The organism is Kitasatospora indigofera (genome assembly GCF_014655955.1).
Classification (GTDB): Bacteria; Actinomycetota; Actinomycetes; order Streptomycetales; family Streptomycetaceae; genus Kitasatospora; species Kitasatospora indigofera.
In genome coordinates this window covers 16159-40787 of record NZ_BNBO01000032.1, presented here as the reverse complement: position 1 = coordinate 40787, position 24629 = coordinate 16159, and the positions used below count along the sequence as shown (strand labels likewise).

20 protein-coding genes are annotated in these 24629 nt (G+C 75.5%); 7 read left to right on the top strand and 13 right to left on the bottom strand.

The genetic code is table 11. The features are described from left to right. Window positions 1-65 precede the first annotated feature (65 nt). The 8 genes from IE329_RS24750 to eccD form a co-directional block, all read right to left on the bottom strand. The gene (locus IE329_RS24750) at window positions 66-365 is read right to left on the bottom strand and encodes a hypothetical protein (protein ID WP_190213171.1); all 300 of its coding nucleotides are present in this window, start codon (window positions 363-365) and stop codon (window positions 66-68) included. Beyond that, entirely contained in the window at window positions 358-822 is a 465-nt protein-coding gene (locus tag IE329_RS24745) for a YbaB/EbfC family nucleoid-associated protein (protein WP_190213170.1), read from the bottom strand. Before IE329_RS24745 ends, IE329_RS24750 begins: the two co-directional genes overlap by 8 nt. 38 nt (window positions 823-860) lie before the next feature. After that, window positions 861-3065 (bottom strand): WXG100 family type VII secretion target, encoded by a 2205-nt coding sequence (locus tag IE329_RS40835; protein WP_229927730.1) that lies wholly within the window; start codon window positions 3063-3065, stop codon window positions 861-863. A 140-nt stretch (window positions 3066-3205) separates the two neighbouring features. Further along, the gene (locus tag IE329_RS24735) at window positions 3206-3625 is read right to left on the bottom strand and encodes a hypothetical protein (protein ID WP_190213169.1); all 420 of its coding nucleotides are present in this window, start codon (window positions 3623-3625) and stop codon (window positions 3206-3208) included. A gap of 36 nt (window positions 3626-3661) precedes the next feature. After that, complete coding sequence (locus tag IE329_RS24730; protein ID WP_190213168.1) at window positions 3662-3949, bottom strand: hypothetical protein; 288 nt, start codon at window positions 3947-3949, stop codon at window positions 3662-3664. A gap of 73 nt (window positions 3950-4022) precedes the next feature. Further along, the gene (locus IE329_RS24725) at window positions 4023-4349 is read right to left on the bottom strand and encodes a hypothetical protein (protein ID WP_190213167.1); all 327 of its coding nucleotides are present in this window, start codon (window positions 4347-4349) and stop codon (window positions 4023-4025) included. A 201-nt stretch (window positions 4350-4550) separates the two neighbouring features. Then, a complete protein-coding gene (eccB, locus tag IE329_RS24720; protein WP_190213166.1) occupies window positions 4551-5996 on the bottom strand; it encodes a type VII secretion protein EccB in 1446 nt (481 codons plus the stop codon). A gap of 80 nt (window positions 5997-6076) precedes the next feature. Further along, window positions 6077-7501: a type VII secretion integral membrane protein EccD gene (gene eccD, locus IE329_RS24715; protein WP_308438399.1), complete on the bottom strand. Its 1425-nt coding sequence runs from the start codon at window positions 7499-7501 to the stop codon at window positions 6077-6079. A gap of 262 nt (window positions 7502-7763) precedes the next feature. Between eccD and eccCa the strand changes: the two genes are divergently transcribed. Further along, window positions 7764-11762, top strand: a complete 3999-nt coding sequence (gene eccCa / locus IE329_RS24710) for a type VII secretion protein EccCa (RefSeq protein ID WP_229927721.1) — start codon at window positions 7764-7766, stop codon at window positions 11760-11762. A 195-nt stretch (window positions 11763-11957) separates the two neighbouring features. Next, window positions 11958-14771 (top strand): hypothetical protein, encoded by a 2814-nt coding sequence (locus tag IE329_RS24705; protein WP_190213164.1) that lies wholly within the window; start codon window positions 11958-11960, stop codon window positions 14769-14771. 244 nt (window positions 14772-15015) lie between these two features. Here the strand turns inward: IE329_RS24705 and paaI are convergent, their stop codons facing one another. Further along, entirely contained in the window at window positions 15016-15453 is a 438-nt protein-coding gene (gene paaI / locus IE329_RS24700; RefSeq protein WP_190213163.1) for a hydroxyphenylacetyl-CoA thioesterase PaaI, read from the bottom strand. A 362-nt stretch (window positions 15454-15815) separates the two neighbouring features. On the opposite strand from paaI, the gene IE329_RS24695 reads away from it, so the two are divergent. Further along, window positions 15816-16637 (top strand): SAM-dependent methyltransferase, encoded by an 822-nt coding sequence (locus IE329_RS24695; RefSeq protein ID WP_190213162.1) that lies wholly within the window; start codon window positions 15816-15818, stop codon window positions 16635-16637. A gap of 212 nt (window positions 16638-16849) precedes the next feature. After that, on the top strand, window positions 16850-17833 hold the full coding sequence (locus tag IE329_RS24690) for a hypothetical protein (RefSeq protein ID WP_190213161.1): 984 nt from the start codon (window positions 16850-16852) through the stop codon (window positions 17831-17833). A 61-nt stretch (window positions 17834-17894) separates the two neighbouring features. Here IE329_RS24690 and IE329_RS24685 read toward each other — a convergent pair whose 3' ends face one another. Continuing rightward, entirely contained in the window at window positions 17895-18431 is a 537-nt protein-coding gene (locus tag IE329_RS24685; RefSeq protein WP_190213160.1) for an HAD domain-containing protein, read from the bottom strand. Window positions 18432-18778: 347 nt separating this feature from the next. Between IE329_RS24685 and IE329_RS24680 the strand changes: the two genes are divergently transcribed. Then, complete coding sequence (locus IE329_RS24680) at window positions 18779-19660, top strand: Rossmann-fold NAD(P)-binding domain-containing protein (protein ID WP_190213159.1); 882 nt, start codon at window positions 18779-18781, stop codon at window positions 19658-19660. Window positions 19661-19729: 69 nt separating this feature from the next. Next, window positions 19730-20476 (top strand): Clp protease N-terminal domain-containing protein, encoded by a 747-nt coding sequence (locus IE329_RS24675; RefSeq protein WP_190213158.1) that lies wholly within the window; start codon window positions 19730-19732, stop codon window positions 20474-20476. 60 nt (window positions 20477-20536) lie between these two features. Here IE329_RS24675 and IE329_RS24670 read toward each other — a convergent pair whose 3' ends face one another. The 3 genes from IE329_RS24670 to IE329_RS24660 all read right to left on the bottom strand — a co-directional run bounded on the left by IE329_RS24670 (window position 20537) and on the right by IE329_RS24660 (window position 23759). Continuing rightward, on the bottom strand, window positions 20537-21661 hold the full coding sequence (locus IE329_RS24670) for an AAA family ATPase (protein WP_190213157.1): 1125 nt from the start codon (window positions 21659-21661) through the stop codon (window positions 20537-20539). Continuing rightward, window positions 21658-22320, bottom strand: coding sequence for a nicotinamide riboside transporter PnuC (gene pnuC / locus IE329_RS24665; RefSeq protein WP_190213156.1), 663 nt, complete (start codon window positions 22318-22320; stop codon window positions 21658-21660). Before pnuC ends, IE329_RS24670 begins: the two co-directional genes overlap by 4 nt. A 158-nt stretch (window positions 22321-22478) precedes the next feature. Next, the gene (locus IE329_RS24660; RefSeq protein ID WP_308438398.1) at window positions 22479-23759 is read right to left on the bottom strand and encodes an MFS transporter; all 1281 of its coding nucleotides are present in this window, start codon (window positions 23757-23759) and stop codon (window positions 22479-22481) included. A gap of 94 nt (window positions 23760-23853) precedes the next feature. Here IE329_RS24660 and IE329_RS24655 point away from each other — a divergent pair, with 94 nt between their 5' ends. After that, a complete protein-coding gene (locus tag IE329_RS24655; RefSeq protein WP_190213155.1) occupies window positions 23854-24603 on the top strand; it encodes an AraC family transcriptional regulator in 750 nt (249 codons plus the stop codon). The last annotated feature ends 26 nt before the right edge of the window (window positions 24604-24629 follow it).

The following is a 24629-nucleotide window of genomic DNA, read 5'->3' as shown; positions in this document are numbered from 1 at the left end:
TCCGGCTGCGAAAGCTGGCTGGTGCGGGTGCGGAAGGGGTGCCGGAGACTGCCTCCGGTGGCCGCTCAGGCCAGGTCGGCGGCGTGCTCGTCGGCCGCGTCGAAGAGATCGGCGGTGCTCTCGCCGTGCTCGCCGATGCTCAGCAGCTTGAGCCTGATGCTCTCGACCAGTTGGCTCAGGGACGCGGTCGGCTTGTCGACCTTCTCGTGGTACTGCTTGCCGATCTGGTCGTGCCCGCCTCCCTTGACGTTCTTCACCCCGACGTCCTTGAGCTCGGCCTCGATCTTCCCGACCAGCGCCGCCATCTCCGGGAACCTGGTGAACTCCGTCTTCAGGTCCTCAAGCTTCTTCAGCCGCTCAGCCATTGAACTCCTCCTGCTTGTCCGTACGCCGGGCCTCGCCGGCGCCGGGGCGCATCGCGGTGAGCGGCGCCAGCAGCGCGTCCAGGTCCATCCCGCCCGACCCGGAGAGCAGTTCGTCCTCCCGCTCGCCGGTGAAGGCCAGCCGCAGCGACTCGCCGACCCCGTCGAAGGACCGCATCGCCGTGGCGACCTGCTCGCCCATCCGGGCCTGGGCCTCGTTCAGCACGTCCTTCAGGACGGCGGCGAGGTGCGCGGGGGCCATCTCCTGGTAGGCCGTGGTGTGGAAGGTCAGCGCGAGCACCTGGCCCTGCGCACCGACCTTCGCGGTGACCAGCCGGTCCTTGGTGGTCACCGAGGCGCTCGACGCCTGCAACTCCCGTGTCATCGCGGCCATCCTGGCCTGCTGCTCCTCCAGGGACGCCATCGCCCGGGCGAGGTGCTCCTCGAACGAGAACTCCATCTCCGTACCCTCCTCGACTGTGGAAACGCGGGACCGGCTCAGCGGCCGATCACGCCGTGGACGGCACCGGTGTCGGTGCCCCAGACCTCTTCGTCCTCGGACAGCCAGGTGGTCCGCTGGCGGTCCTTCTCGCCCGGCCCGCCGCCCGCGCCGCCCCCCATCGGCGGGACCATGGGCATCCCGCCGCTGCTGGTGTTCACCGTGCGGCCGCGCATCACGGCCGCCTCCTCGGCGGCCAGCGCGGAGGCCTTCTGGGCCGCGGCCCCCGAGGTGGCGGCCTTGCCGCCGGGCGCCGTCCCTCCGCTGTTCTCGATCGCCTTGGCGCTCAACCCGCCGCCGGAGCTGACCAGTCGGGGCCCTGCGCCCGCGGTGAGCCCCTCGCCCGCGCCCGCCCCGCCGAACGACCCGGCGTACGGGCCCGACGAGAGGCTCCCGGAGCCACCGCCCGTGGAGCCGCTGCCGTAGTCGCCGAGGGACCCGAGGTCCAGGTTCCAGGACGGGAGGGTGGACGGCGGCCGGCCGATGCCGGTGTCACCGCCGCCGCCACTGCCGCCGGAGGTGATCGCGTCGACGGCGTGCTGCCGGTCGAGGTAGCGCTGCGTGAGGTCGGCGACGGGCCGGCCGGTCGAGTCAAGCAGCGTTCCGTCCGCGGCGACCGAGCCGCCCTTCGCGACCACCACCGGGTTGCCGTCGCGGTCCAGCACCTGCTTGCCGTCCGGGCCGATGACCGAGCCGTCCTCCCGGACGGTCGAACCCTTCGGCACCTTGGCGTTGGACCCGTAGATGCCGCCACCGGTGCCGGGCGGGATGTCCGATCCCACCGGCACGACGACCGGCTTGCCGTTCTTGTCCTTGACCGGCTGTCCGTTCCCGTCGTACACCTGCCCGTTGGCGCCGATGTACCCGCCCGGGGGCAGCAGCACGGGCTTCTTGTCGGCATCCAGGACGGGCCTGTTGTCCTTGTCGAGGATCGGCGTGCCCGTGCCGTTGCCGCCGGTTCCACCTCCGCCGCCACCGCCGAGCACCGGGGGCGGGGGGAGATGGGTGTCGGAGCCGTTGCCGCCGGCACCGCCGTCCCCCGAGCCGCCGCTGCCGCCGCCCGCGCCGCCGGTCAGGTCCAGCTTCTTGTCGTTGCCGCCGCCGCTGCCGCCGCCGAGATCGGGGTCGCCCTCCCCAGGGCCCTTCTCGGAGCCGGGTCCGTCCTTCGTCGGGTCCGGCACCGGGGCCGGGGGCAGGTCCAGGCTCACCGGCCGGTACCCGAACCCGAAGTCCGCGTTCAGGATGTTGTAGGCCGCCTCCAGCGCGGCCATCGGGTCCGGCGAGAACGCCAGGCGCTCGTCCACGACCCGGGGCACCTTGCGCTTGTCCAGGCAACGCTCGACGTCGGCCAGCCAGATGGCCTTGGCCCGCAGCTCCAGCCGGTCGTAGAAGTCCTGCTGCCGGGGGTCGCCGAGAGGCGTGCTGATCGACTGGAGGTTCCCGAGCGAGTCGATCTGCGGTGTGACGTTCTGCAGGGTCTCGGTCAGGGCCTGGAGGATCGCGTGGGACGGCCAGAGCGTCCCACTGTCCCACCACGACTGGTGGACGTACTGGAGCCCCCGGACCGCCTGGTCGATGGCGTCGGCCGCCGCGTAGAGGTCGGCCTCGAAGGGCGACTTGTGCAGCTGGAGCCGGATGGTCTCCAGCTCCAGTGCGTACCGGTCGAGGAGCGTCTTGAACTCGCCGGCCGCGTCCCCCTGCCAGTTGCTGTCCGGTGCGTCCAGCGACCCCGCCCACTCCTTCACCCGCGGCTCCCAGGTGGTCAGCCAGGAGTTGACCTTGGTGAGCCCCGCCGCGGCGGATCGCAGGCTCGCCGAGTTGACGGTGTCGTTGCCCCGGCCGCCCGGCATCAGCGGGGCGAAGATCTCGCGGTGCTGGTTGATGAACTTGGACAGCGGCTTGTCCGAGTCGTTGCCCCAGTCCGTGTAGTTGACGCTCAAGGTGATCGAGTAGTTGTAGTGCTCCTGGCCGATGGAGAAGTTCCACGCCCACCAGACGTCGGGTGTGCCCACCCCGGCGTGCTGGCCGTCGGCGGCTCCCCCGTTGGCGTAGTAGCCCGAGCCCCACACCATCTTCATCACGGGCCGGAGCCACGGCTTGTCGGGTGATGGCCCCGCGACCTCCTCCCTGGTGACGATCTTCGCGGTGCGCTGAGCCTCGGAGGCGAACGTCTTGAGGACGTCCTCCCATCGCATCGTGGCCATGGGCTTCGCTGTCTCCGATCAGGTGAGGCTTGCGGGGGGGGAAGTGGTCCGGCGGGCGGTGCCGGCCGGCGGGGTCCGGTGGGCCCTCGGGCCCACCGGACCGGGTGGCCGGCCGGGCCGGGTGGCCGGCCGGGCCCTGGTCAGCCGGACTTCGTCGGCGCGGACGAGACCACCTTGTTGAGGATCAGCATCATCTCGGCGGCCGTCATGGCCTCCTCGTGCGCGGCGTCCATGATCTCCAGGGTCTTCAGGATCTCCAGCTGGGCGTCGGTCATCTGCAGACCGGCCTTCTTGAGATCCGCGGCCAGGCCCTTGGCCAGGGCCCCGAAGTTGGCCTTGACGTTCCCCGCGGCGGGGAACGTGGCCGCGTGGCCCGTCAGCAGTGCGGTGAACTCGCCGGCCTCGGCCCCGCCGAAGGCCAGCATCGCCTTGTACCCGGGGTCGGCGGCCAACTCGCGCAGGAAGTTGTTCAGCTGGACGTTGGCGAAGTACTCCAGGTCGTCGTGGTTCACGCTGAGCGTGTGGTGGAGGTCGACGCTCCCCGGCCCGGTCTCAGCCATCGTGCCCGCCTCCCGCGCGGTCGCGGTCCACCGCGGTCACCCGATGCCCGCGCCGGCCCGGCGGTCGGCGTCGCGCAGCAGGCCGTGCATCTCGCGCAGCGCGCCGGCGGCCTTGGTGATGTCGTCCGTCATGTCCTTCTCGTTGTTGGTCAGCGTGGTGCGGAAATCCGCGGCCGCCGTGGCGAGAAGACCGGACAGCTGCGCCTCGGCCGTCCGCAGGGCGGCGACGCAGTTGTCCATGCTGCTGTGCATCCGCGTGCCGGCCTGGCTGAGCGCGTCGGCCGCCTCGTCGATGTTCCGGTGGTTGAGGGCGATGTTCGCCATGGGTCGATCCTTTCGTTCGCCGTCGGCCGGGCCGGGCAGTGACGGCCGGCCGGACGGCACGGGGAGGGGACGGTCAGCTCGGGTTGAGCACGCCCTTGACGTGGCTCGAATGGACGCTCCAGTTGCCGCCGACGCCGTTCGCGTCGTCGTGCGCGGCGTTGATCTGCTGGTGCCCGCTGGTGAAGCTCGTCTGGAAGCTCTCGTAGGCCGACTTGAGCTGGTTGTACCGGTTCGTCCAGTCGTCGATGTTCTCCTGGTAGCGCGTGCTGCAGGCGGCCTTGAAGTGGTCGTGGACCTCGCCCTTGATGGCGACGATGTCGGCGAGCGAACTGCGCATGTCCGCGATGCGGTCCTCCAGGGTGCGCAGAGTGGCGCGGACGACACTGTCGTCGGTCGTCAAGCTGGGAGGAGTGGACACAGGGTTCCCTTCGACGGTTCGGATGCACAGGTGGCCGATGCCGCCGGAGGAGCGGCGGCGGGCCCTCTCACCCCTTCAACGGGGCGGTGCCGGAGGAGGGTTCAGCCGGTTCGCGGGACGCTCCGCCGGCCTGCCGGAGCCGGCCCCGGTCCGCGCGGCACCCGGGCGGGCGGCCCCCGCGTTTCACCGCGCGCAGGCCGGGCCGGCGGTACGCGCGGGGGCCGGGCCGCCGGTCAGGGCGGCCGGGTCGAGGCTGGGCCCGGTCGGGAGCAGGGTCAGCAGGGCCTCGGGGGCGGCCGAGGGGACGACGGCGCCGTAGCCGAGCCGCTCGGCGGCCGCCGCCGAGGCGAGCGGGTACTTCACCCCGGCGTCGGTGACCAGGTAGAGCGTGCCGCCGACGCCGGCACTGGACAGGGCCCGGACCAGGGCCCCGCCGCCGGGTCGGACGGCGATGCTGTCGGCGCCGGCGCAGGCCGGGTCCACGCCCGGCTGGGCGGCCGGCGGCGGGCCCGCGACCGCCTCCTCGTCGAACAGGGTGACCGAGGTGGTCGGCGCCTGGTCGGTGAGCGTCGACTCGGCGCAGATCCCCCGGCCCTGGGGGACGGTCACCAGCTCCGGCGGCGCGGCGGGCAGCCCGGCCGCCGCGGGCGCGGGCCGGACGGCGGCGGTGTGCGCGGCGAGGTCGGCCGGACTGAGGGCGGCGGGGGTGACGGCCGCGCCCCCGTAGGCGGCGCTCTGGGTGCGCAGGTCGTTGCGGAGCAGTTCGAAGGCCATCCTGCTGAGCGGGGTGAGACCGGCCGGGGTCAGCAGGTACGGGTCGCCCCCGGGGCCGGTGAACAGCTGGCCGAACCGGGTGGGGCCGGCGGTCAGCTGCGGGCCGGCCGCGCCGCGGGACTCCACCTCGGGCGCGGCCAGGTCCGGCCCGGCCGCCAGGGAGTCGAGGAAGGCCGCGGTCACCGGATAGGCGGTGACCGCGGCCTGGCCGAGGGCCTGGCGGGCACCGTCGCGGGTGTCGACGCGGAGCCGGCGGCCGTGCCAGAGCAGGTACTCGGTCCCGTCGGGCGCCGCCACCAGGGCGCCCTGGCCGTCGGTGAGGCCGGTGCCGCGGCCGCCGGGGCCGACCGCGAGGGCCAGTTCGGGGCGGCGGCCACCGGACGGGCCGGGCCGGCCGACGGCGCAGGCGAGCCACGGCGCGGCGGTGAGCCGGCCGGGGGCGGGCAGTCCGTCCGGGGCCCCGAGGATGCCGACCGGGGCGCCGCGCGGGGTGCCGGCCAGCGAGTTCACGCTGACCTGGTCGACCACCAGCTGGTCGCCGGCCAGCAGCCGGGCGCTGGCCTCGTTCAGCACGGGCCGCAGGCTGCCGTCCAGGTAGAGGTAGCGGGCGCCGCTCTCCTTGACCACCACGAGGGTGCCGGGCTTGCGCCAGCCCGTGGCGCCACCGGGCACGAGCGCCCCGTACACGGCGACCCCCAGGCACACCAGGACGGCGACGACCAGCCCGGTCACGGTGCCCCGCGAGGTGCGCCCGGACGGGGTGTCGGGGGCGTCGGGCTCGCCGCGCAGCATGCCGGTGGCGAGCCTGCCCATCACGAACAGGTGGGCCTGCACCTGGTCGCGCTTCGACTGCATCTCGTGGTTCTCCTCGGGACATCGGTGGATGGCGGACCGTCAGGGGCGGCCGGGGCCCGGCCGGCGGATGGTGGCGGACCCTAACCCGCGACGGCCCGCAGCGCGTGGTAGACCCCGGCGACGGCCAGCGCCAGCGGCAGCACGGCCATCGCCGCGAGCGAGTGCAGCAGGTCGGCGGCCCGGCCCCAGTACGGCAGCAGCCGGCGGCCGGGGACCGTCCAGGCGGTGACCGCCAGCGCGGCGGCCAGGCCGAGCAGTCCGGCGAGCAGCAGCAGCCGGCCGCCGGTCCGCTGGTCGAGGGCCACGCCGCCGAGCAGCAGCGCCAGGCCGTAGACGCCGGGGAGCAGGACGGCCAGCCGCTGCGGGATGCTGCCGACGGCCCGGCCGTGCAGCAGCAGGAGGACGGACAGGGCGGCTGTCAGGAACGGTGCGGCCCAGCCGTCGACGCCGGCCAGCACGGTGGTGCACAGGGTGAGGACCAGTCCGAGCGCCAGGTGGAAGGAGGTCAGGTAGCCGTCGGCGACGTCGCTGCGGCTCAGCACGGTGCCGCTGGGGAAGGGGGCGATCCCCTCCTGGAGCTCCTCGGCGTTGCGGGGCAGCGCGGGCAGGCGCAGTCCGGACAGCCGGAAGCAGATCCCCGGGACGAAGGCCCCGACGACGACGGCCAGGACGGCGAGCACCGCCGCGGCCTGGGACGCGTCGAGGCCGTTCAGCAGGAGCGCGCCGGCCAGGACGGCGTGCAGGGCCACCAGGGCGGTGCCGAGGAAGAGCGGCGCCGAGCAGCCGACGGCGGCCACCGCGAGGACCGCCGCGCCGGCCGCGGCCGAGCCGCCGGCCAGCAGGCGGGCGCCGGCCGCGCCGGCCCCGCCGCCGGCGGGCAGCAGGGCCCCGGCCAGCGCCAGGTAGGGCACCGCGGCCGCGCCCAGCGCCGTCCCGGCGCCGGCGTCGCCCACCGCCCGGGAGCCGCTCGCGGCGCCGAGCAGCAGCAGTACGCCGGTGAGGGCGGCGGCCAGGTCGCGGCTCTCCCTCGTCCCGGGGAGCAGCAGCAACGCCAGCCCGCCCACCAGGACGGACAGGGCCAGGCCCAGCGCGAGGTGGTGGGTGAGCGCGGGGCGCCAGGTGTCCGGGCGGGCCCGCATGGCCGTGGCGACGCCGTCCGCCATGTCGTCGAAGTGCACCTCGGGCAGCGGGTCGCGGCGCGGGCGCAGGTGGAGCTCGTCGCCGTCGTGCAGTCCCAGCGCGTCCGCGCCGAGTTCCTCGTCCAGCGGCGCGCCACCGAGGCGCTGGAGGATCCAGCCGTCGTGGTCGACGCCCAGTTCGTCCAGGCCCGGCCCGGCGAAGCCGAGGACGGCCGGCAGCAGGTCGGCCAGCGGCACGTCGGCGGGCACCGCGAGGTCGAACACCGCGTCGGGTGTCCGGAACCTCAGGCGGCACAGTCCAGCAACGGTGGTCCCGTTCAAGGCTCTCCAATCTCCAACGACCCGGCCGGAGCGGCGGCGCGGCACGGTGCCCCGGCGGGATGTCCCGGCGGGACGTCCCGGCGGGATGGGCGCCCCGTCGGCCGCCCGGGGGAAGAGCGGGCCGGGGCGCCGCTCGCACCAGGAGGTACGGGCCGCGCGGCTCCCGGGGTTCACCACCCGTCAGGTCCCGGTCGCACCGCCGGCCGGTGAACCCCGGCGGGCCCGCCGTCCGTGGTCCTGGACGGACGACACGCGTCCCGGGCCGCGGATCACCGGTCGGCCGTCCCCCTTCACGAGGAGCCCTTCGTTGAGCGTGGTGCTGGTCAACCGTCCGCCCAGGCGCCCCGGCCCGGAAATGCCCGACGGCGAGATCCAGTTGCAGGAGCCGCCCGCCCTCCCCGAGGCGCAGAGCGGCATGGCGAGCATGATCAGCATGGCGCCGATGGCCCTGAGCTCGCTCTCGATGGTGTTCATCTTCCTGCGCCCGGGTGAGGGCGGCGGCATCCTGATGTACGTGGCGATGGGCATGATGGGGCTCTCCGCCGTGGGCATGCTGGTGACCCAGCTGGTCCGCGGGTCCAGCGACCGCAAGCGGGAGCTGCGCGCCGAGCGCCGGGACTACCTGCGCTACCTGTCCCAGGTCCGCCGCCAGGTGCGTACCCACGTCGTGCGCCAGCAGGAGGCACTGGGCTGGCGCCACCCCACGCCGTCCGTGCTGGCCGCGCTGGCCCGCACCTCCCGGCTGTGGGAGCGCCGCAGCGCGCACCCCGACTTCGGGGACGTCCGGATCGGGACCGGCCCGCAGCGCCTCGCGGTGCGGCTGGCCCCGCTGTCCACCAAGCCGGTGGAGGACCTGGAGCCGCTCTGCGCCCACGCGCTGCGCCGCTTCATCAACGCCTACGGCACCGTCGCGGACCAGCCGGTCGCGGTCTACCTGCGGGGCTACGCGCAGATCCTGCTGCGCGCCGAGGACCGGGCGGACGCCCGCGCCCTGGCCAGGGCGATGCTGGCGCAGCTGGCCGTCTTCCACGCGCCCGACGAGCTGCGGATCGCGGTCGTCACCGACGCCGAGCACCGCGCCCAGTGGGAGTGGGCCAAGTGGCTGCCGCACGCCCTGCACCCGGTGGACACCGACGGGGTGGGGCCGGTGCGCCTGGTGGCGGGCTCGGTCGCGGAGATCGAGCAGTTGCTGGGCGGCGACTTCGGGGCCCGTCCGCCGTACGAGCCGGACGCCCAGCCCGGGCGGGACGAGCCGTACACCGTGATCGTGCTGGACGGTCCGCAGGTCGGCCCGGCGAGCAGGGCGGCGCTCGCCGGCTACCGCAACGCCACGCTGCTCGACCTCGGCGACACCCTGGAGTGGAAGCCGCTGCGGTTCCGTCTGCGGCTGCGGATCGAGGACGGCGCCCTGGCGATGGTCGGCGCGGACCGCAACCACCGGGACGACGTCACCCCGCTCGGCCGGCCGGACGCCCTGTCGGCCGCCGCCGCCCGCCGGCTGGCGCTCGGGCTGGCGCCGTTCCGGATCGGCGACAGCACGGAGGCCGGCGAGCCGCTGGAGACCGACTTCGACCTCGCGACGCTGCTCGGGATCCGGGACCTGCACCGGCACGACGTGGTGGAGACCTGGTCCCGGCGCGGCATCGCGGACCGGTTGCGGGTCCCGCTGGGCATCGCCGCCGACGGTTCGCCGGTCGAGCTGGACATCAAGGAGTCGGCGCAGGGCGGCATGGGCCCGCACGGGATGCTGATCGGCGCCACCGGCTCCGGCAAGTCCGAGCTGCTGCGCACGCTGGTGCTGGCGCTGGCCGTCACGCACTCCTCCGAGGTGCTGAACTTCGTCCTGGTCGACTTCAAGGGCGGCGCGACCTTCCTCGGCCTGGACCGGCTGCCGCACACCTCCGCGGTGATCACCAACCTGGCCGACGAGGCCTCCCTGGTGGACCGGATGCGGGACGCGCTGCACGGTGAGCTGGTGCGGCGCCAGGAGCTGCTCCGGGCCGCCGGCAACTACAGCTCGCTGCTCGACTACGAGACCGCCCGCGCCGCCGGGGCGGCCCTGGAGCCGCTGCCCACGCTGTTCGTGGTGGTCGACGAGTTCAGCGAACTGCTCGCCGCGCACCGCGACTTCATGGACCTCTTCATCATGATCGGCCGGCTCGGCCGCTCGCTCGGGGTGCACCTGCTGCTCGCCTCGCAACGGCTGGACGAGGGCCGGATGCACGCACTGGAGTCCCACCTGTCCTACCGGATCGGCCTGCGGACCTTCTCCGCCATGGAGAGCCGGGGCGTCCTCGGCGTCCCCGACGCCTACCAACTGCCCTCCCAGCCCGGCAACGGGTTCCTGCGCAGCGACATCGCCACCCTCACCCGGTTCAAGGCCGCGTACGTCTCCGGCCCGTACCGGGCCAGGCGCCGGGCGGCCCGCCAGGAGGTGGTGGCCGGTCAGGTGGCCGCGTACGGCACGGAGTACGTGGCACCGCGCCGGCCGCCCGCGCTCCCCGCGGAGGCCGAGCCGCCGGAGTCGCCCGAGGAGACCCGTACCCTGCTGGACCTGGCGGTGACGCGGCTCACCGACGCGGGGCCGCCCGCCTACCAGGTGTGGCTGCCCCCGCTGGACGTCCCGCCCACCCTGGACGAACTGCTGCCGCCGCTGGCGCCGCACCCCGACCACGGCCTCACCACCGAGGGCGAGGCCGCCCGGGGCACCCTGACGGTGCCGGTCGGCGTCGTGGACCGGCCCTTCCAGCAGGCCCGCGACCTGCTCACCGCCGACCTCTCCGGCGCCGGCGGCCACGTGGGTGTCGCGGGCGGCCCGCAGAGCGGCAAGAGCACCCTGATCCGCACCCTGCTGTGCGGGCTCGCGCTCACCCACACCCCCCTCGAAGTGCAGTTCTACTGCCTCGACTTCGGCGGTGGCACGCTCGCCGGGCTGCGCGGGCTGCCGCACGTCGGAGGGGTCACCGGCCGGCACGACCCCGAGCGGGTGGTGCGCACCGTCGCCGAGGTGAACAGCATCCTGGTCCGGCGCGAGCAGCGCTTCGCCGAGCTGGGCATCGACTCCGTCTCGGCCTTCCGCCGGCGCCGGGCGGCCGGCGAGCTGCCCGAGGAGCGGCACGGCGACGTCTTCCTGGTGATCGACGGCTGGAACACCGTCCGCCAGGAGTTCCCCGACCTCGCCCCCGCCCTGACCCTGATCGCCCAGCGCGGCCTGAACTACGGCATCCACCTGATCGTGGGGACCACCCGCTGGGGCGAGGTCACCGGCGCGCTGCGCGACCTGCTGGGCACCCGCTTCGAGCTCCGGCTGGGCGACGCGGTGGACTCCGCCATCAGCATGCGGGCGGCCGGCCAGGTGCCGAAGATCCCCGGACGGGGCCTGACCGGCGACGAGATGCACTTCCTCGCCGCCCTGCCCCGGCTGGACGGCGGCAGCGGCACGGACGACCTCGGGGCGGGCGTCGCCGACCTGGTCGACGTGCTCGCCGACCACTGGACCGGCCCGCGCGCCCCCGAGGTGCGGATGCTCCCGCTCTCCCTGGAGGCGGCCGCGCTGCCCGCCCCCGAGGGCCGGCTCCGCATCCCGATCGGCCTCCAGGACACCACGATCGCACCGCTGTGGCACGACTTCGAGGAGGCCCCGCACCTGCTGGTGGTCGGCGACAGCGAGGCGGGCAAGACCAACCTGCTGAAGCTGGTCACCGCGGCCGTCACCGCCGCCTACACCCCGGCCGAGGCCCGGATCATGCTGGTCGACTACCGGCGCGAGCTGCACGAGGCCGTCCCCGACGACTACCGGCTGGGTCACGCGGTCGCCGTGGACGTCCTGCGGCAGATCGTGGACGGCGCGGCCCGGGCGATGGCCAACCGGCTGCCCGGCGCGGAACTCACGCCGGCCCGGCTCAAGTTGCGGGACTGGTGGGAGGGGCCCGAGCTGTTCATCGTGGTCGACGACTACGAGCTGGTGTCGGGCTCCCCCGGCAGCATGTCCGCCCACCCGTTCGCGGCCCTGTTCGACCACCTCGCGCAGGGCACCGAGCTGGGCCTGCACCTGATCGTCGCGCGGGGCGCCAACGGCATCGGCCGCGCCTCGTCCGATCCGCTGCTGCGCAAGCTGGAGGAGGTCAACACGCCCGTGCTGCTGCTGTCCTGCCCGCCGAGCGAGGGGTACCTGTTCGGCAACGTCAAACCGCGCGACTTCCCGCCCGGCCGCGGCCTCTACATCACCCGGCGCCGCACCGTGCAGGTGCAGACCGCGATCACGGCCGGGCCCGCGGACGGGGAGGGCGCGGCGGAGCCGTCGTAGCCGGGCGGGTGCCGATCGCCCTCCCCGGGGCGGGCGGTCGGCCGGGCGGCCCTGGACGGGGCAGGCGGTCCGGGGCAGGTCCGGGGCGACCGGGGCAGGTGCGGGGGCGACCGGGGTGAACCTCCGCCGGTGCGGGGCCCGTAGAGCCGGTTGGTGCCCCGCCAAGACGCGATCGGGCAGGGAGAGGGCAGAACGATGAGCACACCAGCGCCGCCGGCCGGAGCCGACACCGGTACGGCCGCCGGGCCGGGGCCCGGGGCAGCAGGGACCAGGAGCAGGTCCGAGCCGGCCGTCGGGGCCGGGTCGGCCGACGCCGCCGGGGTCGCGGGCGGCGCCGCTCCGGCCTGGCGCCGGCTGGCCCGCCGGATCGGGGGCGCCCAACCCGGCGCCGCGGGCCCGCCGTCCGAGCCGGCGGCCGGCACCGGGCCTTCGGGCCTGCACCGCGTCGGCGCGCACTTCGTCATCGCCCCGGGCACGGCTCCGGCCGGGGCGGCTGCCACCGGAGCGGCTCCCGACGAGGCTCCGGGCGGCCTGCCGGCCGGGCTGACGACGGCGCTGGCCCGGCTCCGGCCCTCCCCCCAGTCCCTGGTGCTGCTCGCGGCCGCCCCCGACGCCGCGACCGTGCTGCTCGGCCGGCTGCCGGAGTTGACCCGGGCGGCCGCCGACCGGGGTGCCACCACCTTGGTCCTGGCCGCCTCAGGGCTCGCGGCCGCGCCGGCGTACGGACGACGTCCGGCCGAACAACTCGCGGAGCTGGCCGGGCTGTCGGTGGTGGCCCCGGACGGGATGGTCACGCTCCGGCCCGACGGCACCCTGCTGACCACCGGTACCGCGGGGGGCGTCGCCGCCTCCTGGTGGCTCTGCCCGCCTGCCGGGGCGGTCCAGGCCCTCGGGCCGGCCTGGCCGCCGGCGGAGCCCGCGGGCCCGGCCGCCGCCACGGTCACCGCTGCCCCTGCCGCCGACGTCGCTACCGCTGCCGACGTCGAACCGTTGCTCGAACCGACCGCACCCACCGCGCCGGCCGCCGTCGAGACGCCTGCCACCGGGCGACCGCCGGCCGAGGCGTCCCCCGCCTCTCCGCCCGCTCCTCCCGCCGCCACCCCGCCCGAGGCGCCCGGGGCGCCCGCAGCCGGGGCGCCCGTAGCTCCGGAGCCGACGCCCGAGGCGCCGGTGCGCCTCGCACCCGCCGCTCCACCCGCCCCCGGCGCACCCGCCGTTCCCGCTGCCGGCCACACCACCGAAGCGACTCCGCCGGCCCCCGGGCCGGCGGTACCGGACGCCGCCGGGCAACCCGGTCCCGACGGCCTCCTGGCAACCGCGCTGCCGAACGGCTTCTGGATCAGGAGCGGGTCCGCCGGACTCGCCGGACCGGCCCCCCTGCAGCGGGCCACCACGACGGACAACACGGTGATCCTGGTGGTCGGCCGTCCCGGCGGACCGCTGCCGACCACCCGTCAGCTGGCCGCGGTCGTCCGCCGGCTGCTCCCGCCCGCCCCCGCGGAGCTGCTGCTCAGCGCGCCCTGGTCGGGCGTCGGTGCACTCACCGGGCTCGCCGCCGAACTCGCCGCCGAGCTGGATCGCGACGTACGGGCGGCCGTCGGGCTGCCGATGCGCACCGCCGGCGGCCTCTCGTCCCGGCTGCTCGACGCCGACGGCCGGGCGACCTGGGAGCCCTGGCTGACCGAGCTGACCGCCTCCGCCGGCACCCGCCGTGTGGTCGCCTCCGCCTGGCGCAGCGCGCCGGCCGGCCTTCCGCAGTGCGGACCGGCGGTCTTCGACACCGCCGTACCGGGGTGGTGGCTGGAGGCCGTGCCCGCCGGCCTCTGGTTGCGCCCGGCCGACCCCGGGCCGTACCGGGAGCCCCGGCTGCTGGATCCGGACCCGTCGCGGCCGCGCCTGCTGGTCGGTGCGGGAGAGCAGCCGGTGCCTGCGGAGATCCTGGCGGGCGTGGACAGCCTGCTCGCCGCGCTGGCCCAGCAGGGAGCTGCCGAGCCCGCCCTGGTGGTCAACGGCGTGCCGAGGCACCGGACGTCGGCCCTCGGCCGGGTCCTCGGCCCGGCGGTGGCCCCGGCCGGGCCCGCTTCGGAGCCGGTCACGGCCGAGCCGGCCGGCGAGCACCCGGTAACGGCCGAGCCGTCGGGCGCGCGCCCGGACGAGCGACCCGACCAGCGACCGGACCAGCGACCCGACGAGCAACCCGACGAGCGACCCGCGCAGCCCCGTCCCCTCGTCGCCGGGTCGGCCACCGCCCCCGACCGGACCGCCCTCGCCACCGAACGCACCGCCTTCCGAGCCCTGTTGGGAAGCCACTTCCAGCGCTGCGCGAGCCACGCCGACCAGGTGGCGACCCGGCTCCCGGCCCTGCGCTCCATCGCTCGTGAGGACTTGAAGTGCGACCTGGCGGCGGTCTACCTGCACCACTGCGACTCCGGTGTGCCGGTCACCCGCGCCGAGCTGGTCAAGGCGGCCCGCCGCTCCGATCCGGGGGCGCCGGCCGCCTACCTCGCCTGCCTCGGGTCGGGGCTGCGCAGGCTCCCGAGCCACCACGGCGCCGTCCTGCTGGGCGCCCACGCGGGCGCGCAGGAGCTACGGCACTACCGTCCGGGGACGCTGCTGACCGAACCCGCTCCGGTCGTCGGCGTCCCCGCCCACGACGTCGAGCTGGGGACGCCGGTCGAGTTCGCCCTGTGGTCCGTGACGGGCCGCAGGACGTCGGTGTTCGCCGAGGACGGCGAGCCCGAGGTGGTCTTCCCGCCGGGCTCGCGCTTCTCCGTCCTGGAGGTGATACCCGCCCAGGACGGCCTGCCGACCAGGGTCCTGCTCCGGGAGGACGGCCTGCCCGCCTCCCGGCCGCGCGCCGGGAGCGGCCTTCCGGACCGCCGCGACGAACACGCCCGGATGCGGCTGCTCGCCTGGCTGGCCCGCCGGGACGTCCTCACCCCGCAGGAACGCCGCGCCCCGGACCGTCCCGACCGCCTCCACCTCACCCCGGGCGTCGCCGCGCCCTGAACAGCCCCTTCGCCGGGCCGGAACGGAGGGCGGCGGGGGCGGAGGAGCCTCCCCGCGGCCGACGCGGGTGAACGTGGCCCGGTGACCGTGGCGGCCGCGCCACCGTCCGGAAAGGAATCCAGGACCGCTCACCGGGGAACGGAACCGGACGACCGCGTGGAATGCGGATGAATTCCCGTCCGGCCGGCCCACCCGTTTTGCCCGAAACACCTCGCGCGCCCGCCCGGCGCGCGGCGGCCTTCGGTCAGGCGCCCTGCGGAATTCCGCCGAGGGCGACACTCTGGCCCCGGAATTCCGCCACGACCTTCCCCTCGGAGTGCCGGACGGTCACGTCGTAGACGCCGTTGCGCCCGGAGCGTGCCCGCTCCACCGCCTCCGCGACCAGTTCGTCGCCCACCGCGGCCGGGGCCAGGAAGGTGACCTGGGCGGCCTGCGCCACGGTGACCTGGCCGTAGCTGTTGCAGGCGTAGGAGAAGGCCGCGTCGGCCAGCAGGAACAGATAGCCGCCGTGCGCCATCCCGTACCCGTTGACCATCGCCTCGGTCACCCGCATCCGCATCAGTGCGCGCCCCGCGGACACCTCGTCCAGCGCTATTCCGAGCGTCTGGCAGGTCTGGTCGCGCTCGTACAGCGAGGCGATCCTGGAATGTCCCGCCAGCGCCGGTCCGATATTCGCGCCCATGAATTCCCGCTTTCCCCCGGGAGCAGCCGGAACGGTCGGTGCTCCGTACACCGGAATTACATCGAGCCAGGCCACCGCCTGTCAATGGCCGCCGCATTCCGCGCCGGTACGGCCCCGCGGGCGGGCACAGGGCCGGGCCCGCGGTGACGTCCGGGCGGGCCCTCGGGGCCGACGGCGCCTCCGCCCGGCGACGAGCCGGCTCCCCCGGGCGTGCGCAGCGGGACGGCCACGGTCGGGCGACGGACATTGCGTCGACCCAATCTGCCTCTGTGGCAGACGAATTGAAAGATCATCACTATATGATCTGGCGCAGGCCGCGCACCGCCGTGGGCGCCCGGCCATCCGACGCGAAGGATCCCCACATGACCACATTCGCCGAGCGTCCCGCGGCCGTCGTGGATGTCGCCAACATCGCGCGGATCTACGACTACTACCTGGGCGGGCTCTACAACTTCGCGGTCGACCGGGAGAAGGCCGAGCGGATCAGGACCATGCTGCCCAGCGTCGACCTGCTGGCCCGGGCCAACCGGGACTGGCTGCGCCGCTCGGTACGGTTCCTGATCGCCCAGGGCGTCGACCAGTTCATCGATCTCGCCTCCGGCCTTCCCACCATGAACAACACCCACGAGGTGGCCCACGCCCGTAACCCGCAGGCCCGGGTGGTGTACGTCGACTGCGAGCCGTCGGCCGTCCGGCACGGCGAGGAGATCCTGGCCGGCGAGCCGCTCGTCGCCATGATCGAGGCCGACGGCCGCGACCCGGAGCAGGTGTGGTCCCACCCCAGCACCCGGGAGCTGATCGACCTCAGCCGGCCGGTCGGCATCCTGATGGGGGGCCTGCTGGTCTTCGTCGACGACGCGCAGGACCCGGCCGCGCTGGTGACCTCCTACCGGGAGGCCTGCGCCCCCGGCAGCTACCTGTCGATCTCGCACCTCTCGGACGACCTCGCCGACGAGGACACCCGCGTCCAGGTCGGCAGGATGACCGACGCCTACCTGGCCGGGGTGGGGCAGCAACTGTACGTCCGCGACCGCAAGGTGATCGCCTCGTGGTTCGAGGGCATGGAGCTCGTCGAGCCCGGCCTGACCCTGATGGCGGACTGGCGCCCGGACCCGGGCCTGGACGTGGACGCGCAGACCGCCTCCCGGGTCCTCGGGTACGGGGCGACGGCCCGGGTGCTCTGACCCGGCCCCGGCAGGGCCGCGCCGCCGTCCGCTCCGGGACGCGCTTCGCCTGCGCAGCCGGACCGGACGGAACGCACGGGCCGGGCCGCCGCCGCGGCCGCTGTCCGCCGCGACGGCGCAGCCGGCCGGCGGCCTCCCGTCGGGCCACGCCGCCCGGTGACGGGCACCGCTGCAGTCGTGGCACACGAACGGGGACAGGAGGTCCGAGGAGCGTGCGGGACACCACCGAGCCGAGGATGCACGCCAGGATCGAACCGCCGTCCGAGGGCGACCGGCTGATCACCGCGAACATCGGCCCGCACGGCGAGCTGGTCGCCCTGTGGTCCACCCCCGAGGCAGCGGCGGCACTGACCGCGCGAAGGACCGGGCCCGGCGGGGCCACCTTCGCCCTGGCACGGCCGGAGCGGCCCGCGGCCGCGCGGCTGACCCGGCACGCCCCGCACGCCCGGGGCTTCGAAGCGGTGGTGGACGTCCCGGACCTGGGCCTCGCGCACTGCCAGGTCCAGCCGCTGCCCGGGGACCGGTTCCTCGTCGTCGGCGCCCGGTGCACCTGGACCCCGGCCGGCGCGGAGCCCAATGCCCGTGTGATCGACTCCACCGGCCAGGTCGTCGCCGAGGCCGTTCTCGGTGACGGGATCGAGCACGTCGCGACCACGCCGGCCGGCCGGACCTGGGTCGGCTACTTCGACGAGGGCGTCTTCGGCAACAACGGCTGGGGCGACCCGGACCTGGGCGGCCCCGAGCCCGTCGGGGCCGCCGGCCTGGTGCGCTTCGACGAGCGGCTGGAACGGGCCTGGGACTACCCCGGCAGCACCGGGTTCGGCCACATCTACGACTGCTACGCGCTCAACGTGGCCGACGAGAGCGTCTGGGCCTGTTTCCACGACGGCTTCCCCGTGGTCCGGGTCGCCGAGGACGCGGTGTCCGGCTGGACGAACAAGGCCTCCGGCGTACAGGCCGTCGTCACCGACGGCCTGCGCTGCGCCCTGGTCGGCGGGTACGGCGCGGACCACGACCGGGTGGTCACCGGCCTGCTCACCGACCGCGGCCGCCTGGACGTCCGGGGGACGACCCGGCTGGCCCTGCCCGGCGGACCGGCGGCCACCGGGTACACCGTGACCGGACGCGGGGACGTCCTGCACGTGCTCACCGGGACCGCGCACCTCCGGCTCGACCTGGACCAGTTGTTCGCCTGAGGCCGGGACTCCGTCGCTCCCGACCCGGTCGCCTCCCCAAGGGATCCGTCCCGGGCGGGCGTCACCCGCGCGCCCCGCCGACCCCGCGCAGCCAGCTGTCGAGCACGGCGAAGTCGGCCCGGGTGAGGCCGGTGCGGGGGTCGACGCGGTGCAGCAGGACGGGGCCCTCGTGGTGGGCGGACACCCAGGCCCGGTCGGCGGCGGTGATCTCGTCGTCGACCCAGGCGAACGGCCTGCCGCCGGCCCGGCCGACCAGGGCTCGGGTCTTCCAGTGCAGTCCGCGGTGCTCGTCCGCCCGCTGCTGCGCCTCGGGCAGCTCCGGCGGGTCCAGCACCGGCAGGCCGGGCAGGCCGATCCGGGGCGCCACGTCGGTGTTGGCGTCGGCCATCCAGGTGGTGGCCCAGACCAACTCGCACGGCAGCGCCAGGAGTCGGGGCCCGAGCGACGGGTCGATCCGGGCCAGCAGCGGGTTGGCTGCGGCGCCGGCCGCCGGCCCCGCGCCGTCCGGGGCGGGGTACTCGCGGTGCGTCCCGCCGAACGGGATGAGAGGTCCGTCGATGTCGAGGAAGAGCAGCGGGAGAGGCGGTCGGCCGGTCATGGCCGCATGCTAAGGCCTGCCCCGCGACGCTCCGGGAACCGGGGGCTCCGGGGGCCTCTGCCGGAGCGGCCGCTCCCTCACCACCGCCGGCCGACCTGCGCGGCCGACCTGCGCGGCAGGCCTGCGCGGCGGGCCCATCTCGGCCCGGTCGTGCGATCACGGCACAACGGGTACGGGTCGCGGGCCCGGCACCCCGGCCGCCGCGTGCGGAGTGCGGCCTGACGTGCCGCCAGGGCGCTTCCGCCGGAGCGGCGGTCGCGGCGGACGGCCCCGGGCCTGGACGCTCGCGCATGGGCGCGAGCCTTTCGACGATGGCCCGGCGGGCGCGGCGGACGTTGACTGGAGTCATGACCGAGCACACCGAGAAGGTTCAGGACAACAGCACGCCGGACGCGCCGCGCGAGAGCGCCGGGGCGGCGCCCGGCCCCGTCACGCTGGTGACCGGCGGCACCGGCAAGACCGGCCGCCGGGTCGCGGCGCGGCTCACCGCGCGGGGACTCCCGGTGCGGATCGGCTCCCGCGGCGCGCACCCGCGGTTCGACTGGGAGGACCCGTCCGGCTGGGAGGCGGTGCTGGAGGGGGTCGGCGCCGTCTACCTCACCTACTATCCCGATCTGGCCTTCCCCGGCGCGGCCGAGGCGGTGGAGGCGTTCTCCGCCCTGGCCGTCGCGAAGGGCGCCCGGCGGCTGGTACTGCTCTCCGGCCGGGGCGAGGAGGGCGCGCTGGCGGCCGAGGAGAAGATGAAGGCGACCGGCGCCGACTGGACGGTCGTCCGGGCGAGTTGGTTCGCGCAGAACATCAGCGAGGGCTTCTTCCTGGAGTCCGTGCTGGCAGGCGAGATCGTCCTGCCCACGGGGGCGGCGGTGGAGCCGTTCGTGGACGCGGACGACATCGCGGACGTGGTGGTCGCCGCGCTCACCGGGGAGCGGCACGTCGGGCGGACGTACGAGGTGTCCGGGCCGAGGCTGCTGAGCTTCCACGACGTCGCCGCGGCGCTGTCCGGGGCCACCGGCCGGCCGATCACCTACAGGCCGGCCGGCAAGGAGGAGTACCGGGCCGGCCTGGTGGCCGGCGGGCTGCCGCCGGAGTTCGCGGACCTCTTCGACCTGATCACGGACGGGCGCAACGCGCACCTGGCGCCCGGGATCCAGGAAGCCCTGGGCCGGGCGCCCCGCGACTTCGCGGAGTACGCCCGGAAGGCCGCCGCCGAGGGCGCCTGGGACGTGTGAGCCCCGCACCCGCCCGACTGCCGTCAACCACTGGTTGACGGCAGTCGGGCGTCAACCTATGGTTGACGCATGACGAATCCGACCCGTATCACGGCTCCCGTCCGGCTCGACGACCTGATCGACGCCATCAAGAAGGTCCACCCCGACGCGCTCGACCAGCTCTCCGGCGCGGTCATCGCCGCCGACCACCTCGGCGAACTGGCCGACCACCTGATCGGCCACTTCGTGGACCAGGCGCGGCGCTCCGGCGCCTCCTGGACGGAGATCGGCCGGAGCATGGGCGTCTCCAAGCAGGCCGCCCAGAAGCGGTTCGTGCCCAAGTCCTCCGGCGCGCAGCCGGACCTCGACCCCAGCCAGGGCTTCGGGCGTTTCACCGAGGACGCCCGCAGCGTCGTGATGGCCTCGCAGAACGAGGCCTACGCGGCGGGCAACACCGAGATCCGCCCCGAGCACCTGGTGCTGGGCCTGCTCGGCCGGCCGGACGCGCTCGGCGCGGGGGCGATCGCCGCCCAGGGCGTCACCGGCGACGCCGTCCGGCAGGCGGCCGTCGCGGCGCTGCCGGCGGCCGCCGCCGAGGTGCCCGAGCTGGTCCCGTACGACGCGCGGGCCCGCAAGGCACTGGAACTCACCTTCCGGGAGGCGCTGCGGCTGGGCCACAACTACGTCGGCACCGAGCACATCCTGCTCGCCCTGCTGGAACTTGAGGACGGCGACGGCGTGCTGACCGGCCTCGGCATCGACAAGGCCGCCGCCGAGGCCCACATCGCGGCCGCCGTGGCCGCCGAGCAGGCCGCGCACGAGGAGCAGCAGGCCTGACGGGCCGGCGGCCGGGCCGGGGTACCGGGACGCCGCCCCGGCCGCCGCACCGCCGCCGGTTCAGCCGAGCGGGTCCGCGAGCGGCAATCCTTCGGCGAGCAGGGCGTCCACGGCCGCCAGCGCCTGCTCCAGCCGCCGCACGCGGTCGCCGTGCAGCTCCAGCCAGGGGGTGTCGCCGGCCGCGAGCACCGCGCGGAAGCGGCCGGTCATCCAGGGGCGCAGGTGCTCCCCGTCGCGCAGGCCGTCGTCGTCGAACGGGACGCCCTGGTCCGAGGTGAGCAGGTAGAGCGCGCGCGGTGACAGCCCGGCGGCCAGCTCCCGGACCGGGGCGGTGACCGCGCCCCGGTAGCGCTCCTGCCAGACGGTGGTGGCGAGGGCGTCGGTGTCGCAGACCAGGACGGGGCCGCCGGCCCGGGCGGCCCCGTCCTCGGCGGCGCTCTGCCGGCGGCAGACCAGTTCGAAGTCCTGGTCGTCCCACTCCAGGTCGAAGACGGTCGGCCGCGGGCCGGCCGGGTCGGCGACGGCCCGGGCGACGGCCAGCTTGGCGGCCGTCAGCTCCCGGCCGTACTCGGGCACCCAGCCGGTCAGGGCGTGCGGGCCGCCCCTGGCGCGCAGCGCGGCGGCGAGGTCGCGGGAGAGCGTGGTGGTGCCGGTGGACTCGGCGCCGAGCACGACCACCCGGCGGGCCAGCCAGGCCCGGACGGGCGGTTCCAGGTCCGCCCAGTACCCGGCCGGGTCGGCGCGGACCTTCGTCCCCGACACCGGGAAGGTGTCCCGGCCCTGGTCCAGCAGGACGGCGGCGGCGTCGAAGCGGCGGGCCAGTTCGGTGCCGTAGGGCTCGGAGCTGAACACCGCGTCCACCTCCGGCGCCGGGATGTCGGCGGCGTCGGCCAGGGCGACACCGTCCCGCATCAGGGCGACGTGCCCGTCCCAGGCCGCCTCGCTCCCGTAGTCGACCGCCAGGTTGTCGGCCACGCCGGCCACCCGGACGTGCGGCTCGCCGGCCCAGGCCTCGGCGACCCAGGAGACCCGGGCCGCCAGCGGTATGGACTCGACGTCGGCGGCCATCACCACGACGGTGACCAGCTCGCAGGCGTCGGCGGCGCTGCGGATCAGGAAGTGGTGGCCGGCGTGCGGCGGGTAGAACTTGCCGATCACCAGGCCGTGCCGGAACCGCGCGCTCATGCCGGCACCGCCGTCGGCTCCGGCCCCGCGACGGCGGCCAGGTCGCGGCGCCAGGCCCGCAGGCCGAGCCCGCACAGGCCGAGGAAGAGCAGGTAGACCAGGGCGGTGAGGTCCAGCGACTTGCTGAGGTAGAGCGGGATGTAGACCAGGTCGGCGGCGATCCAGAAGTACCAGGTCTCGATCCGCCGGGTGTTGAGCAGCCACTGGGCGGCCAGTGACAGGGCGGTGGTGAGGGCGTCCCAGAACGGGGCGCTGTCCCCGGCCCGGGCCAGCAGGACGGTGAGCCCCCAGGTCACCGGGACGAGCAGGGCCGCGGTGGCGGCCAGCAGGCCCGGCCCGGCGGGGCGGACGCTGACGCCGGTGCGCTCGGCCCCGCCGCGCAGCCACTGCCACCAGCCGTGTGCGCCGAGGGCGAGGAAGACCACCTGCAGGGCGGCGTCGGCGTAGAGCCGGGCCCCGGCGAAGAGGACCAGGAAGAAGACGTTGTTGGCGATGCCGACGGGGAAGTTCCAGGTCCTTCCCTTGACGGTCAGCCAGACGCAGGCCGCGCCGGTGGCGAAGCCGAGCAGTTCGGCCCAGGTCACCTCGTCGCCGCCGACGTGGCCGAGCACGGTGGTGAGCGGCGCGGTGAGGTCGCTCAGGAATTCGGTGATGGGCACGGCCCCTCCTGCACATTATGGTCAGGGTGACGATAATGATCCGGGAGGGGCTGCGCAACCCTTCCACCTGGGGTGCCGCACCCGGCGGCCGAGCCGCCGGCCTCCGGCGGGAGGGCGGGCAGCGGCCCCCGCCCCCTCGCCGACGGGCCGGCGCCCGCTCACCCCGGTCCGGCCGCCGCCCGGCCGGGCTCGGCCAGGAAGTACGCCGGCCCGGCCCCCAGCAACGGCACCGCGCACAGGACCGCCAGCACCCCGCGCGGGCCGTGGCTCTCCGCGATCAGCCCGAGCACCGGCGCGATCAGGCCGCCGATGCTCACCGCCAGCCCGAGGGTGACGCCGGCGGCCGTGCCCGGCCGGGTGGGGAGGTAGTCCTGGCCGAGCTTCACCAGCACCGCGAAGGGCAGGTTGAGCGCGGCGCCCGCCAGCACCGCGAACAGCAGCGGCGGGTACTGCCCGGGCATCAGCCGCAGGCCGGCCAGGGCGGGAACCGCGAGCAGCGTGCCCAGCCGGACGGTCCGCACCAGCCCGATCCGGTCGGCGATCCGCCCGCCGCCGAGCGTGCCCGCCACCCCGCCGCCGAGGAAGCAGGCCAGGGCCACCCCGCCGAGGGTCTGCGAGGCGTGCAGATCGCGCAGCCAGTACAGCGTCACGAAGGTGCTGACACCGAAAAAGACCACCGAGCGGACCACCTCGACGGCGGTCAGCAGCAGGAAGGGCCCCCAGCGGTCGGTGCCGGCCGGCGCCCCGGCGCGGGCGGCGGCCAGCGCGCGCTGCCGGTGGCGGTCCCGGAACAGCACGTACGCCATCAGCAGCGCGGGCGGCACGAACAGCACCGTGGCACCGACCCCCCAGGCCACCAGGGCGGGCGTGGCGAGGACGGGCGCCAGGAAGAAGCCGACGCTGCCGCCGGCCGCGAAGACGCCCATCGCGGCCGCGCTCTCCCCCGCCGCCTCACGCGCGGCCCGGCCCGCGGCCGGGTGGAACATCGCCACCCCGAGGCCGGACAGCAGCACCAGCAGCCACACCGCCGGGTAGGACGACACCAACCCCGACAGCCCGAGACCGAGGCCCGCCAGTGCCACCCCGGCGGCGGCCAGCCAGCCGAGCCGCATCCGGTCGACGGCCACGCCGATGAACGGCTGCGGCACCGAACTCCCCAGCGTCGCGGCCAGGGTGAGCCCGCCGGCCGCCACGTAGCCGTAGCCGCGCTCCAGCACGAAGTAGGGCACCACGGCCGGCACCAGGCCCTGGTAGAGGTCGTCCACCGCGTGCGCGACGCCCCACATCCGCATCCGGCGCCAGACGCCGGGCCCCGCGGGTACCGCCACCGGCGGTGCGGCCGGCGTGGCTCCGGGCGGGGCCGCCGGTGCGGCCGGCTCCGGCGGACCGGTGCGCCGCCCGGCGCCGTGCTCCCTGCTGTCCTGCGTACGGCTGTTCATGCCGTGGATCGACCTCCCGGATCGGCCTGCTGTCGGTACGGGCCTCAAGCTGCCGGGAGCACCGGGTGGTCGGCTTCCGTTACTCTGACAAGAAATGTCGAAATTCCGCCAGCACCCGCACGATCCGACCCGCCGCCCGCTGGCCCACGGCGAGCGCGTCGAGTGGCACTTCCACACCGCGAACCAGCTGATCTGCCCGGGCCGGGGAGTCCTCCAGGTGTCCACGCCGGACGGCCGGTGGGTCGTCCCGCCGCACCGCGCGGTCTGGCTCCCGGCAGGCGTCCCGCACTCCCACCAGGCCTACGGGCCGGCCGAGTTGCGCTGCCTGGCCTTCCCCGCCGAGGTGAACCCGCTACGGCTGGAGCGGCCGGCGGTGCTCGCCGTGACGCCGCTGCTGCGCGAGGTCATCGCCCTGCTCAGCGGGCCGGACTCGCCCGCCGGGGAGCAGCTCCGCACCCTGGAGCAGGTCGCCCTGGACCAGCTGCGGCAGGCCCCGCCGCTGGCGATGCTGCTGCCCGCGGCCTCCGACCCGAGGCTGCGTGACGTCACCGACCTGCTCGCCGCCGACCCCGCCGACCAGCGCCCGCTGGCCCGGCTCGGCGCGGCCGTGGGCGCCTCCGAGCGGACCCTCAGCCGGCTCTTCCGCCGCGACACGGGGATGAGCTTCCCCCAGTGGCGGGCCCAGTTGCGCCTGCAGCACGCCCTGACCCTGCTCGCCGCCGGCGAGTCGGTCACCGCCGTCGCGGCCGCCACCGGCCACTCCTCGCCGAGCGCCTTCGTGGAGGCCTTCCGGCTGGCCTTCGGCACCACTCCCGGCCGGCACCGGCGCGAGGGCGGGCACTGAGCCGGGCGGCCCATCCGGAGTTCACC